The following is a 14,627-nucleotide window of genomic DNA, read 5'->3' as shown; positions in this document are numbered from 1 at the left end:
AATTTGTATTATTTGCGTTTTGAAAATAACCAGGGTAAAAGTTTGGGTTCAGCAAAAGCACTGTCCCAGCTATTATGGTTGGCTTCTGGATATAGCGTTAATTTAACCTCTCCGCCTTCCTTGCTAATCGCTTTGGCCATTCGCTTTGAATTTTTGCATGGCACCACATCATCCTTCTCTCCGTGGAAAATCCAGAAAGGAACTTTTCCGGCATAATTCTTAGCACTTGCAGGGTTATCGCCTCCACATATAGCTATTGCTGCAGCAAAAGTATCTGGCTTACGACTCACTATTTCAAAAGTACCCATGCCGCCCATAGATAAGCCTGCTGCATATATTCGGCTATTATCTACATAAGCCAGGTCGCTAATGGAGTCTACCAGCTGCATTACCATTTTTAGAGACTTGTTGGCTGGTTGATCGCCCTTGTCGTCAAAATGGAAAGTTCTTTTACCCTTTTTAGTTTTTATGGTAACATTAGACCAATAATCACTTTTAGGGCACTGCGGGAATATGACTATGGCAGGAAAATCACTTTTATGTTCTAAAAATAATTTACTGCCATGTGTAAGCTGAGTCTTATTGTCACTACCTCTTTCTCCTGCCCCATGTAAAAACAGTACTACGGGGTACTCTTCATTTTCATCGAAGTCTTCAGGCCACAGAATTCTGTAAAGCAGAGAATCTGAATCAGTATGAAATACTTTGGGTTGAAATGCATCTATGGGGTTTTGAGCTTTGACTTCCGTAAAGGCCAAAGCACAAACAAAAACCCATAAAAAGAATTTAGAAAAGGTGTTTTTCATGGCTATTCACCCTCCACGGTAAAACCAAGCTTGTTTAATCCTGCTTTTACTTCAGGTGCCTCCATAAATAAACTCCACAATAAACCGCTTCTATAGTTCTCTATCATCACCGGAATTGGGCCTTGATCTATGGCCAAATATCTTGGTGTATACCAGCTATCTTCCACGCTAAAAGCATCATAAGGACCGTATTCACCTACAAGGCTATCAGCATCGTTATATAAATATTTTAAAAAGGCCATACTTTCATCTGGCGTATATGGGAATGATGACAAAGCTGCTGTTGGCGAAATTACACCGATATCTTCTTTACCAGGATGATGCCCGGCATATCCGTTTACCGAGTAGCTCGAGGTTAAGCCCCAGCAATTCTCTCCATAGCCTTTAAATCCATGAGGGTTTTCAACACAATACTTATAATCAATAAGAGCATGATTTCTATTTAGCTCCCAGTAATCTCCATATTGATCTTTAAGACCTTTAGGGTTAAGACCTAAATAAGAATAATGAGCCCAGAATAATGGCCCAACCGGGTCATCATTACCTTCGTAATGATCTAGAACGGTAGGCAGCCCCATATAAGTAGTGCCATTAGCAATAGCACCTCCTCTGGCCCAACCTTCATCATAGGCCGCTTTATTAATAGCATGAGTAGGAGAAGATGCTCCCAAGATGTACATAATCAGAGCCTCGTTATAACCTCCAACCGGGAAATTCATAGCCCATTCATGCTCAGGAGACCAGTGCCAATAAAGCACATTTTCGCCTTTAGTATACCAATCCCACTCTACACCTAGCCATAGTTCATCTATTTTAGAGGCTAAAGCCTGCTCTCTGTCATTTCCATCTTTAAAGAACTCTCTAACAGTAAGCATTCCCTGAACCAAAAAGGCTGTTTCTACTAAATCTCCACCATTATCCATTTGGCTAAAAGGCTTCATTTTTCCTGTAGGACCATCTAGCCAGTGTGGCCATGCTCCGTGATATCTATCGGCCTTTTCAAGATAATTGATCATTTTTTCATATCTCGCTAGTGCCTGCTCTCTGGTAATAAAACCTCTTTCTACACCTACTAGTATAGCCATAAAGCCAAAGCCTGATCCGCCAATCGTGACTACATCCTTATCATTCTCCGGATATACATCATCCATGTGGGTACGTTCGGGAGCAAGTCCTGAAGTAGGCTCAGCATTCTCCCAGAAGTACTGGAAAGTCTGGTACTGCACCAGATTAAGCAAAGAATCTTCAGAAACCTCAGCTGTAGCGGTGCTGTCCTGATTATCCGCTGGCTGGTCTGCCGACTCTTTATTATCTGTACAAGCCCATAGGCCTATTAAAGCCAGCGAGCTAGTCAGTATTATGTTTTTTAATTTCATATTTATCGCTTTTAGCTGGAATAAATTAAGGCTAATATTAAGACGAATTGACCTGTTAAGGAAATGGACTTCGATAACCCACCGAAGCCCATCTCCATCTTAACATAAACTTAACTTAACCTTATTTTTAATTGCCTTTATATCATCCTAGGTTAATTACGCAATTGAGGTAGTTGATCTACCTGATTGGTAGGGTAAGGAACAAAACGACCAGTAGCAGGCTCATAAGTTTTGCCACCTTCATTTAGCTCACTTGTAATACCATGTCTTACCACATCAGCAAATCTGATTCCCCACTCAGTAGCAAACTCAGCGTATTTCTCATCTAACACATCATTTAATGTTACTGCCGCTAAAGGATCAAGACCAGCTCTTGCTCTTACCATATTCACTGCCTCTTCAGCCGAAATAGAAGTAGAAGCCGCTCCGCTCAAAATAGCTTCTGCATGCATTAACAACACTTCTGCATAACGAATAACGAGGAAATTCTTACCTGAAGAGTATCGATTCACACCCGCACTAATCTCTTCAGTAGGTAAGTAAAATTTACCACTTTGAAAATCAGCTCTCTCATTATTACCTATACCATCTCCGCTTCTTGTATAAATAAATCCATCCTGATCTGCATTAGTAAAATCAGGCAAGGAAGTATAACCGTCATTAATTAGTCTTTGGACACCATCTGGAGTAAATAAAACTGAAGTCTCTAACCTATCATAGTCTCCTCTATCGAGCATGAATTCGATGTATTTTATAGTAGGTTCATAAAATCCCCAACCAGCCGAAACTCCTGCAACGCTGGGTCTCCAACCTTCACCTACAGGTCCATAGAAATCGAATCCATGATTAAACTCATCAGTAGCTGTACTTGAACTTCCAAAATCGGAATATTGAAATTCCAATAGACTTTCGTCACTTAACTCTCCCGCTCTTTTAAACAGATCATAAAAATTACTATAAAGAGAAAAACCTCCGTTTTGGATTATTTCAGAAGTAGCTTCTTCAACTGCCTGATAGTTTTCTAAATCTAAATTAGCCATGGCTTTAACTGCTAATGCAGTATATCTGGTAACTCCACCAGTGACATCTGTTCTCTGGTTAGGTCTCATATCTGGCAAAGCAGGAATAGCCTCATCCATAAGATCAGAAATATGCTGTAATACCTCTTCTCTAGGTGTTACTGGCAATTCAGTGAATTCCGGTGAACTTGAAGATTCGGGAACCAATACATCACCCCATAGTCTGCTAATCTGAAGTAACTCAAAACCAATCATCACCTTAATTTCAGCAACATATTGATTTCCACGACTAGGATCTGCAACTACCTGATTAATCTCTTCAATACTCTCAATGTCTAAGTAAAAGCCAGTTACTATATCTGAATATAACCCATCCCAAGTACTATTTAGGTGCCAAGCATTGGCATCATAGTTATAATTGTCTAGGTAAATCATAACCTCTTGGTCTGTCCCTCCAGCTTTATTCACATCATCACCTCTAAGTCCTATAGTAGGGTGAACCTCCCACCCCAGATTATAAAGGTCAGCATAGGCACCCATCAATATTGAGTATTGCCCCTCCTCAGTTTGTTCATTTCCTAATGGCTCATTTTCAAGAGGCTCATTTAGCTTATCATCACAAGCTATTGATATAGAAAATATCAAAGCTATGATCATTATATTTTTTAAAAATTTCATAGTTGTAATATTTCTGGATTAAAGTTGAATATTAAGTCCTACGGTATACACTGCTGGTATAGGGTAAGTTTGATTATCTACTCCGTTAGATACCTCAGGATTAAACCCATTATAATTAAATACCGTTAATGGACGATCGGCAGTAAATGAAACTGTAGTTTTAGGCAGTTTCACACCAAGTAACTCTTTATCAATGAACTGATAAGCTATACGTACATTTTGGATTCTGAAATAATCTCCATCCTCAAGCCAAAATTCATTCATTAAATTATTATTATATGCCCTTCTATAAGCTGCAGCCGAAGGGTAAGAATTAGTAGATCCTTCACCATTCCAGAAGTGAGTAGCTAAGTCAGCATCTATATTGGTATCTTGTGTAGTCCTTACGTTGGTTCTTTTTTGATTCAGAATTTTATTACCTCCCTGTCCTTGGAAACTAGCCGTTAATGATAAATTCTTATAATTTACTCCTAAGCTAAAGCCATAGTTATAGGTAGGAATGAATGACCCTAGCAACACTCTATCATTGGCATCTATTACACCATCACCATTTTGATCCCTGAAAAAGAAATCCCCCGGCTGTAGTGAATTACTATTTATGAATTCAGTTGTATACCCAGAATTCGCTATTTGCTCATCATTTTGAAAAACACCGTTGATTTCATAACCATAGAATTCATTTAAAGAAGAGCCCTCTCTAGATATTTGTCTGAGCTCTGCTGATCCGCCATATAAAAACTCCTGATCACCTACACTAAGTACTTCATTATCCAAAGTGGAAAAATTAGCAGATACATTGTAAGAAAGGTCATCACTAATTTCATCTGACCAACCTACTCCTAATTCAATCCCTTGATTTCTAACCTCACCTGCATTTCTTCTTGGCGACTGACCTGTTCCTTGAAGCAACACTCCTAATACAGCATCTTTGGTGTCCCTTCTGTAAACATCAGCATCTAAGGTTAGTCTACTATCTAGAAATTCTGCACTGATACCAATATTAGTTTCTTCTGTTGTTTCCCATGAGGTAATTAAATCATAAACATTATTAGGCTGAACCGCTGTTACCAATCCATTATTGATAGCTAAGCTCACCTGATTGTAAGTAACTTGTCCAATAGCAGGAGCAATTCCATCATTACCCATTTGTCCCCAACCAGCTCTCAACTTGAGAAAATCTACACCTTCAACATTAAAAAAGTTCTCTCTGGAAATAATCCATCCTCCACTAACAGTGAAAAAATTACCCCATTTCTTGGAAAACTTATTAGTTCCATCTCTACGATATGAAGTGGATAACAAGTATTTATTCTTGTACCCATACTGAATACGACCAAAATAAGAAACACCATAAAAATGTTCGCCGTCATCATATGTGTCGTTAACATTTAATTCAGCTCCTTTTGGTATATACCACGTAGATTCGTCATTTCTATCTAGCGTCCAAATACTATTTGATGCGGCATATACTCCTTCATTTCTCTCGCTTCTATAAGAATAACCAGCTGTTACATTCACACTATGATCTCCAAAAAGGTTATCATAAGTTAGAACATTATCCCAAATGGTGTTATAGTCAGTTACAGCCTGTCTGGTAATTCCATTTGGAGTGATTTGGGTTCCATTATTAAATCCCAGATCAACATTTCTAGTTAACACATCCTGATAGAAATAATTTAGCGATGTTTTGAAAGATAACTTGTCAGGAATCAATTGTATATCTGCATAGAAATTTCCCAAAATCTTAGCCACTCGATTTCTATCATTATTACCATCAACATGATATAAAGGATTTTGTGCATCCCTAAAACCTAAATTCTGTGCATTTGAATATCGAGTTGGTTCAGCCGCTGTATTTTGAGGATCATATACTGGCAATATTGGCACGGCATAATAAGTTCGATCCCAGATAGATTGGTCTGCATTATACTGGGTAGCATTACTAATATTTACATTACCACCAACTGTTAACCAATCGGTTGCTTTGGCATCAATTCTTGCCCTTAAATTATACCTTTCGTAATCATTTTTTGCGTTTTTTACTATTCCATCTTGTTTGAAAAATGAACCACCAACTGAGTATTTCAATTTACTAGTTCCCCCACTTATATTAAGAGAATGATTTTGAATGGGTGCTGTACTTTCTAAAACTTGATCATACCAATCAGTGTCGGTAGCTGGCAAATTGGGATTATTAGGATTAGCTCCAAATCGATCAATCGAATTCTGTATTAAAGCTTGCTGACCTGCATTTCCTGTCTGATTAATGTAATTAACATATTGTTCAGTGTTAGCCATATCCAGCACATTCTGCGGTCTTTGCACACCATAGTAGCCGTCATATTCTATTTTAACAGGCTGCTCGTAATCACCAGAATTGGTTTCTATGATAATAACACCATTGGCAGCACGCACACCGTAGATAGCAGCCGCTGAAGCATCTTTCAAAATACTCATGCTGGCAATATCTGATGGGTTAAGGAAGTCTATATTATCTACAAACATACCATCTACTACATATAAGGGCTGTCCACCATCATCTCCTGCGAAAGAGCTTAACCCTCTAACACGTACATTAGGGCTGGCTCCCGGAGCTCCACTACTGGTAATTTGAACACCTGCCACTTTACCTTGCAGTGATTGCATAGGGTTACTGTTAGGTGTTTTAGTAATATCCTCGTTGTTAATAGTAGATATGGCTGTAGTTATCTCGTCTTCACTTGAGCTACCATAACCAATCACTACTACCTCCTGAAGCTCACTAATGTCACTGCTTAAAGTAACATTGACCACCGAGCGTCCATTCACCTGCTCCCTTGCGGTGGTAAAACCTACAAAAGAAAAAACTAATGTAGCATCATCTCCCACTACTAAAGAGTAGTTACCTTCAATATCAGTAACTGTTCCTTGTGAAGTTCCCTCTACCAATATGTTCACCCCTGGAAGAGGCTCACCATCATCAGCTGAAGTAACTTTACCTTCAACAGTATTCTGGGCCTGCGCATTTATGGCTGTCATAGCCAAAAAAAGCAGACACGTTAGTCGTAAAAGTTTAATCATTGGGTTTAAAAATTAAATTAAATCTAGCAAACGATTGCAATTATGGTGTAATGCTAAAAGTATTAAATATCTTACCCAAAATCCTGCAAACAATTTCGAAGAAAATAAACGAAAATTCTAAGATCTCCCAAATCCAATATTGCGCTTTAAAAACAATGATTAAAGCAGTATAAAGGCTATTTTACATCTTAACCAACAAGCCATCCCGTTTAAAACTCAGAAATCGATTTTAGACCAAAAACGAGAAAAAAGCACCTGATTTTCTCTTACTTCCTATCATATTGTACATAAAAAAATCCCGGACCAACATGATCCGGGATTCTATAAATGAGTAGTCTTTTTCTTCTTTAGGCCACTACGAAACAGCGCTGAAGCACTTGTTCGTACCTGTCATTAAACCTGGAATAGCACCAGTTTCTTAATTCAGAGACCTCTTCATCTATCAAAGATTGTATGGCCTTTTTCAACTCCTTTTCAAAAAGTTTGGAATCAAAACTCACCTTTGTGAGTATGGTTTTTACGTAATCTAACATAAGAGCTTTGAATTTTAAAAAGTTAATTTCCGTCCCTTCGCAACTTATCTCCACCTTTAATATACAAAATCGTTACAGTTTGTTAAAGTATTACTATAAATTTGTATACGGTGTACGTACAACTAAGTTTGTAAATTATGGGATGGATATATCGTAGACTTAACGTATTTTTCTACTTAATTAGTATTTTCGGTCTGGCACATGCCTCTCAGGCGCAGGAGCTTAAAATAGAGCTTGGGCCTGATGAGATTGGCGAAAACCAGACCTGGACTATTACTATAACCGCTGCTAATGAAAGGCTATCTAATTATGGTGACTTCCCTGATATAGAGGGTTTTCAAAAAAGAGGTACGTCATCCTCTTCATCTACTCAGATCATTAATGGGCAAATTTCAAGCTCGCAGAGCGTAACTATGTCTTACGTACCTACTGCTCAAGGTACATTTACATTAAAACCTTTTACTATAAATGTAAATGGTAAGGCATTATCATCTCAAGGTAAAACCATAAAAGTAGGAGGTGCAGTAGCTAGGCAGCAAAGAAATGACCCTTTCAGAAGCTTTTTTGATCATGATCCTATGGATAACTTCTTTAATGATGATCGTAAAACTGAGTTTTTGGATATTAAGGAAGACGCCTTTCTGGCACTAAGTACTGACAAAAGAGAAGTTTATGTAGGAGAAGGCTTCACCGCGAGCTTATCATTTTATGTGGCTGAAGATAACCGAGCACCTTTACAATTTCATGACTTAGGTAAGCAGTTGGGAGAAATACTTAAAAAGTTAAAACCCGAAAACTGCTGGGAAGAGAACTTCAATATCGAGAATATTAATGGTGAACCGGTAAACATAGGCGGCAAGAAATACACTCAATATAAAATATACCAGGCAGAACTTTACCCCTTAAATGCTGAGCCTATCCAATTTCCGTCAGTAGGCTTAGAAATGATAAAATATAAAGTGGCCAAAAATCCTTCTTTCTTTGGAAGAAACCGCCAAGAAGACTTCAAAACATTTTATAGTAAACCTAAAAGCGTTAATGTAAAAAAACTACCTCCTCACCCGCTTAAAGATCAGGTGGCCGTAGGTGACTACAAGCTAAATGAAAAGCTAAGCACTCCTACGCTAGAAACGGGCCAAAGCTTTAGCTATGAGTTTAATGTTTATGGAGAAGGTAATATATCTGCTATTAATAAACCTATAGTTGATGGCGGCGAAAATTTCGATTTTTATGATCCTAACGTTACTCAAAACATTAACAGAAGAAATAACACTGTTACCGGTTCTAAGTCTTTCAATTATTTCGGCATTCCTAAAGAGCCCGGAGACTATAATATGAAAGATTACTTTAATTGGATATACTTTAATCCTAAAACAGAAACCTATGACACCCTTACTTCAGCAAAGGTGGTGCATGTAACAGGAGAAAGTAAAAAGAATGAAAACATACAGGCCAATGATATGGGATCTTTTTATGATCGCATCAATATAGAAGACAATACCTTAAAAAGCACAGCAAGCTTTGAGTGGACCAAAATCTTTGTCAACATCTTTATTTTGGCTATGTTAGTGATTTCAGCAATAATTATTTTTAAAAAATAACCTTCCAACCATAAAACATTGGGAAATTCTTTCGGTACTTTATTCAAAATAACCACCTTCGGCGAGTCTCATGGCAAGGCATTAGGTGTGATTATAGACGGCTGCCCTGCAGGCCTGGAAATAGATGAAACTTTTATTCAAAATGAGCTGATCAGGCGTAAACCCGGTCAATCAAAGATTACCACTCAGAGGCGAGAAAACGACGAATTTGAAATTCTTTCTGGCGTATTTGAAGGTAAATCAACCGGCACTCCTATTAGTTTAGTCATTCATAATACAGACGCCAAAAGCAAAGATTATTCGCACATAGCAGAAAAATACCGTCCCTCTCATGCTGATTATACCTATGACACTAAATATGGTATTAGAGATTATAGAGGAGGAGGTCGTAGTAGTGCCAGGGAGACTGCAGCTCGTGTAGCAGCGGGTGCAGTAGCTAAACTATTTCTAAAGAAAATAGGAGTAGATGTAACTGCCTATGTATCTAAAGTAGGCTCTATTCAGGCTCCTGAGTATCATGAAATGGACCTGTCTAAAACAGAAGATAATATAGTTAGGTGTCCCGATCCTAAAGTGGCCGAAGAAATGATCACTCTTATTGATCAGACTCGTAAAAATCAGGATACCATAGGTGGCGTGGTAACAGCAGTTATCAAAAATACGCCTGTAGGTCTTGGTGAGCCTGTTTTCGATAAGCTCCATGCTGAGTTAGGAAAAGCCATGCTGAGCATCAATGCTGTAAAAGGCTTTGAATATGGTAGTGGATTTAAAGGAGTGGAGATGTACGGGTCTGAGCATAATGACCTCTTTTATAATGAAGAGGGTAAGGTGAAAACTAAGACTAACCACTCTGGCGGAATACAAGGAGGCATATCTAACGGAGAAGATATATATTTTAATGTCGCTTTTAAACCGGTGGCTACTATTATGAAAGATCAGCCTTCTATAGATAAAGCTGGAGATGAAGCTACGGTAAGTGGCAAGGGAAGACATGATCCTTGTGTAGTACCAAGAGCAGTACCTATTGTAGAAGCTATGGCTGCCTTAGTAATAGCAGACTTCTTTTTAATTAATAAATCGAGTAAATTATCCGACTAAATTTTTCATCCTTTCTATGAAAAACCTCCCTTTACATATTAAAATTATTATTGGCCTTGTAGCCGGAATCATATATGCATTTATTTCAAGTGCACTTGGCTGGAATGATTTTACCATTAATTGGATCAACCCATTTGGCACTATATTCATTAGGTTATTAAAATTTATTGCAGTACCGCTGGTGCTATTTTCTATTATAGGAGGAGTATCCAGCTTAAGCGATATTTCTAAGCTAGGACGCCTGGGAGCAAAAACGCTTGGTCTCTACCTTTTAACCACGGTAATAGCTGTAGGCATAGGCTTATTATTGGTAAATATTGTAAAGCCCGGCAAATTTATAGATGAACAGCAGCAGCTAAAAAACAGGATAGAATATGAAAAATGGGTACAGGCTACTGATGGTGTAGAAGGAGTAAAGGATGATAAAAATGTACTCACTGACCCTGAATATAGAGATCAGGTAGAAGAAATTGCCAGTGATGAAACCCTGGCCCAAGCAGCACAACATGCTGAAGCTGCCGCAGTACAAGAAAAAATGGTAGCTGCAGAAAAAACAAAGGACACCCCCCCCATTACAGTTTTTAGTAGATATGGTTCCTGAAAACATCATGATGTCTCTTTCTGATAACGGCCTCATGTTGCAAGTAATTTTCTTCGCCATATTTTTTGGTTTGTCATTAGCTATTATTCCTAATGAAACCGGAAAACCTGTTATTGACTTCATAAACGGCATAAATGAGGTTTTTCTTAAAATGGTGGACATAGTTATGAAAGCTGCGCCATTCTTTGTTTTCGCGCTGCTAGCCGGTGTAATTGCCAAAATGGCTGACACCCCTGCTGAAGTATTCGAAATATTCAAAGGCTTGTGGACTTATTCATTAACACTAGTGCTGGGTTTGGCTTTTATGGTTTTTATTTTCTACCCACTATTGATTACTCTTTTCGTTAAAAAACTCAGTTATAAAGAATTTTTCAAGAATATAAGTCCGGCACAGTTTCTGGCGTTTTCTACCAGCTCCAGTGCTGCCACATTACCTGTTACTATGGAGTGTGTGGAAGAAAACATGGGAGTTTCTAAAAACATAAGCAGTTTTGTATTACCCATTGGTGCCACTGTAAATATGGACGGAACCAGCCTTTATCAGGCCGTAGCGGTAGTTTTTCTAGCTCAGATGCATATGGTAGACCTGACCTTCGGACAGCAGCTTACCATCGTATTTACAGCTACCCTTGCCTCTATAGGATCTGCGGCCGTGCCTAGTGCAGGATTGGTAATGATGATTATAGTTTTACAATCTGTAGGCCTTAATCCTGCATGGATAGCAATTATTTTTCCGGTAGACCGTATCCTAGACATGTGCCGAACCGTAGTAAATGTAACTGGTGATGCCAGTGTATCTACACTCATCGCTAAATCAGAAGGTGAACTTCCTAAATACTCGTAAGGGAACCTTTATAAATAAACATTGTTTGCCCAATAAAGCATAGATAAGATGGAGACAAAAGTTAAGAATGACAATCAGAAAGTAGTAAACCTATACCTAGAGGCTAACCCTAACCCGAACTCTATGAAGTTCGTAGCTAACTATATGCTGGTGCCTGAAGGTACAAGTTATGATTTCCCTGATGTAGAGAGTACGGAAAACGCCCCCTTGGCAAAAGAGCTTTTTGGGTTTGAGTATGTGGACAGGGTATTTTACATGTCTAATTTCATTACTATTACTAAAAAAGAAGAGGTTGAGTGGATTGAAATTAAAGATGCTCTGAAACAGCACATTAAAGATTATATTGAATCTGGCAGAGAGGTTATAACTAAACTGATGCCTGAAGAGCAATATGATGAAAGTGACTCTGAAACAGTAAAGAAAATTAAAGGTATATTAGATGAATACATCAAACCAGCTGTAGAGCAAGATGGTGGTGCTATCTCTTTCCATTCTTATGAAAACGGTATTGTAAAAGTATTGCTTCAGGGTTCATGCAGTGGCTGCCCTTCATCTACTGTTACGCTAAAAGCGGGTATAGAGAATCTTCTAAAAAGAATGCTTCCGGAAATAGAAGGAGTAGAAGCAGAAGGTATTTAATTAAAGCTAATAAGCCGGACTAATCGGCTATAAATACAAAGGCCGTTTCAAAATATTGAAACGGCCTTTTTTTGTTTCACCTCGCACTATCCTACTCCACAACAAATTTTCTAGTAAGCGTTTTATCCGAGTTAATTAAAAGGCTGTAAATTCCCGGTTTCAACTGTTTGTTGAATTGAATAGACCATTCGCCTTGTGGCAGGATATTACTTTCTTTATATACTGTTTTTCCTTGTACATCTATTACTTGCAAATCTACCAGACCGATACTCTCATTACTCTGAAGTGCCAATTTAAGTAGATTCCCATCACTTGGTACAGGAAATAAAGATACATCAATATGTTCTGAACTGGTAAGGTTATTTATTCTTACTGGTCTGGAGTAAGTAAATGTTCCGTCATAATCTGTTTGTTTCAGTCTATAATAAGAAACACCTGCATATGGGTCTGCATCTGTCAAAGTATATTCTGAAGGGCTTGATTTAGTCCCCTGACCGCCAACCGTAGCTACGTGCTCATAAGTTTCGAAGTCTAATGTCTTTTCTACAGAAAAATAGTCATTATTCAACTCAGAAGCCGTTTCCCAGTTCAGTAGCACATTTTCACCCTGAAGACTACCTGTAAAATAAGTTAACTCTACTGGTAGTGGCCCTCCACTAGACACTCCAAATGGTGAAAATGAAGACACATTGGATACAGAAGCATAATAAGGACCAGTTCCTGATGCACTTACATAATTGAGCTGTTCCCAATTAGAGCCATTATAGTGAACTACACTAATATTACTTCTATCAAAGCCATCTAATTCCTCAGTTCCACCCCACTGAAATTGTAGGGTAACATCAGAACCTCCTATTACATCTTCATCAATAAACCAGGTTAAGTTTATAGCACTTTCTTCCAGCATATCATCAGAACAGTTACCATTCAGGCTAATACCAGAACACATTCTTATTGTATAATTATCTGCAGTACCTGTAGTGTTATTAATAGTAAGAGGTGTATAGCTATTTAAACCAACAGGAAAAAGAATATCACCAGTTCTGGCTCCTCCTCCAATACTATTCTGCACAAGCCCTCCGTCAGAGGTAACCTGAATATAACTATCCTCATCAGAGCCCGCAATGAAACCTGATGCTCCAATAGTTAAAAAATGATCGCGTGTTTGCACTTTACCATTGTTTAGCATCAATGAATGATTCACCACATTATCTCCAAACAATAAAACATTTCCAGCCGGCTTATTAATTTCCAGATCATAAAATGTTTCATTAGCTATTATACTTTGATTACCAGTACCATTAAGACTTACACGACGATTACCCTCTTCGAAAGAATTCCAACTACCGCTATTATTGATCCAATCACCTGCAAGAGTAATATTATCATTACCATTAGCCACATTAAGACGGGCGTTTTCTGTAATAGTAAGGTCTCCATTTACCGTCAGGTTGTTTTGTGTATACTTCACATTATTACCAGCCAGCACTAAATTACTATAATCAATAGGAATGATATTTTGCCCACCAGTAGCATCATATATAAAGGTATTAGTGCCATTAGAGCAATCCATAATATTATTTATGTCATTATCATAGGTACCGCCAGAGTAGCCCCAACGCCAGACGGAACCATCATAATTATGAAATGAGCTTCCATTATCAATAGAGTTAAAGTACCCCGACTGATCAATTAATGAATAATTATTGATAGTTAAATTACCATTTGAAAGGATGATGTTTCGGAATAACAAATTGCCATAATTATTAATGACATTATTATTATTGCCTGAGCCTCCTGCTCTTACATCGCCACCTATATTAATATTACCCGTATTTGAAACAGACTGATTACTACCTGAAAAGAGTAAATTACCATTTATAGTGGTGCTCCCCGTAAGATTATTGATAATCCTAGAGCCATTTTCATTAAGATCGACATCATCTATAACCAGGTTACCGGCTCCTTCAAAAGTGATAGTTCCAGCTTCATTAAAGGTTAACTCTCTATCTACAATCAACGAACTACCTGCCCCTATTCTCACTAAGTTATTGGCTCCTGCATCAATAACAAGGTTCTCAACTCTAAGATTAGCTCTCACGTTTATTACACCGCTATTGGCCATTACTAGCACTCCTATTCTATCGCTTTGTGATACGATAGGCTCATTAAAATACTCTCCTAAATCAACGATAACACCATCGTTATTACCAGGTAGCAAGTACCATATATCAAAATTATAAGTATTTCCCCAGTTACTGCTCGTCCCCCCTTCCCAGGTAAACGTTCTATCTCCCCAACATGCGTAGGTTTCAGACATAGAAATACCTACAAAAATTAAAACCAAAAACACACGTGTAAGCTTCATTACA

At 38.1% G+C, this 14,627-nt stretch carries 11 protein-coding genes; 5 read left to right on the top strand and 6 right to left on the bottom strand.

What is annotated here, in order from left to right:
- Window positions 1-8 precede the first annotated feature (8 nt).
- From LVD15_RS09030 to LVD15_RS09010, 5 genes are all read right to left on the bottom strand, one after another.
- Entirely contained in the window at window positions 9-806 is a 798-nt protein-coding gene (locus LVD15_RS09030; RefSeq protein ID WP_233779968.1) for a carboxylesterase family protein, read from the bottom strand.
- Between the two features lie 2 nt (window positions 807-808).
- Window positions 809-2,182 (bottom strand): glucoamylase family protein, encoded by a 1,374-nt coding sequence (locus LVD15_RS09025; protein WP_233779967.1) that lies wholly within the window; start codon window positions 2,180-2,182, stop codon window positions 809-811.
- Window positions 2,183-2,334: 152 nt separating this feature from the next.
- Entirely contained in the window at window positions 2,335-3,879 is a 1,545-nt protein-coding gene (locus LVD15_RS09020) for a RagB/SusD family nutrient uptake outer membrane protein (protein WP_233779966.1), read from the bottom strand.
- Window positions 3,880-3,897: 18 nt separating this feature from the next.
- Window positions 3,898-6,939: a SusC/RagA family TonB-linked outer membrane protein gene (locus tag LVD15_RS09015; protein WP_233779965.1), complete on the bottom strand. Its 3,042-nt coding sequence runs from the start codon at window positions 6,937-6,939 to the stop codon at window positions 3,898-3,900.
- Between the two features lie 347 nt (window positions 6,940-7,286).
- Window positions 7,287-7,472, bottom strand: coding sequence for a hypothetical protein (locus LVD15_RS09010; RefSeq protein ID WP_233779964.1), 186 nt, complete (start codon window positions 7,470-7,472; stop codon window positions 7,287-7,289).
- A 137-nt stretch (window positions 7,473-7,609) separates the two neighbouring features.
- Here LVD15_RS09010 and LVD15_RS09005 point away from each other — a divergent pair, with 137 nt between their 5' ends.
- Genes LVD15_RS09005 through LVD15_RS08985 form a run of 5 tightly spaced genes read left to right on the top strand, consistent with a single transcriptional unit; the run spans window position 7,610 to window position 12,255 of the window.
- On the top strand, window positions 7,610-9,073 hold the full coding sequence (locus tag LVD15_RS09005; protein ID WP_233779963.1) for a BatD family protein: 1,464 nt from the start codon (window positions 7,610-7,612) through the stop codon (window positions 9,071-9,073).
- Window positions 9,074-9,091: 18 nt separating this feature from the next.
- On the top strand, window positions 9,092-10,171 hold the full coding sequence (aroC, locus tag LVD15_RS09000; protein ID WP_233779962.1) for a chorismate synthase: 1,080 nt from the start codon (window positions 9,092-9,094) through the stop codon (window positions 10,169-10,171).
- A gap of 16 nt (window positions 10,172-10,187) precedes the next feature.
- Entirely contained in the window at window positions 10,188-10,772 is a 585-nt protein-coding gene (locus LVD15_RS08995) for a dicarboxylate/amino acid:cation symporter (RefSeq protein WP_233779961.1), read from the top strand.
- Window positions 10,762-11,616 carry a dicarboxylate/amino acid:cation symporter gene (locus tag LVD15_RS08990; RefSeq protein WP_233779960.1) on the top strand — a complete coding sequence of 285 codons (855 nt, stop codon included), beginning with the start codon at window positions 10,762-10,764 and terminating at the stop codon, window positions 11,614-11,616. The genes LVD15_RS08995 and LVD15_RS08990 overlap by 11 nt, the downstream gene beginning before the upstream one ends.
- A 48-nt stretch (window positions 11,617-11,664) precedes the next feature.
- Window positions 11,665-12,255, top strand: a complete 591-nt coding sequence (locus LVD15_RS08985; protein WP_233779959.1) for a NifU family protein — start codon at window positions 11,665-11,667, stop codon at window positions 12,253-12,255.
- A gap of 91 nt (window positions 12,256-12,346) precedes the next feature.
- Here the strand turns inward: LVD15_RS08985 and LVD15_RS08980 are convergent, their stop codons facing one another.
- Window positions 12,347-14,623 carry a T9SS type A sorting domain-containing protein gene (locus LVD15_RS08980; protein WP_233779958.1) on the bottom strand — a complete coding sequence of 759 codons (2,277 nt, stop codon included), beginning with the start codon at window positions 14,621-14,623 and terminating at the stop codon, window positions 12,347-12,349.
- Window positions 14,624-14,627 lie beyond the last annotated feature (4 nt).

The sequence above is a fragment of the Fulvivirga maritima genome (assembly GCF_021389955.1).
GTDB lineage: Bacteria > Bacteroidota > Bacteroidia > Cytophagales > Cyclobacteriaceae > Fulvivirga > Fulvivirga maritima.
The sequence above is the reverse complement of the archived record's forward strand: the minus strand, read 5'-3'. Positions and strand labels throughout refer to the sequence as shown.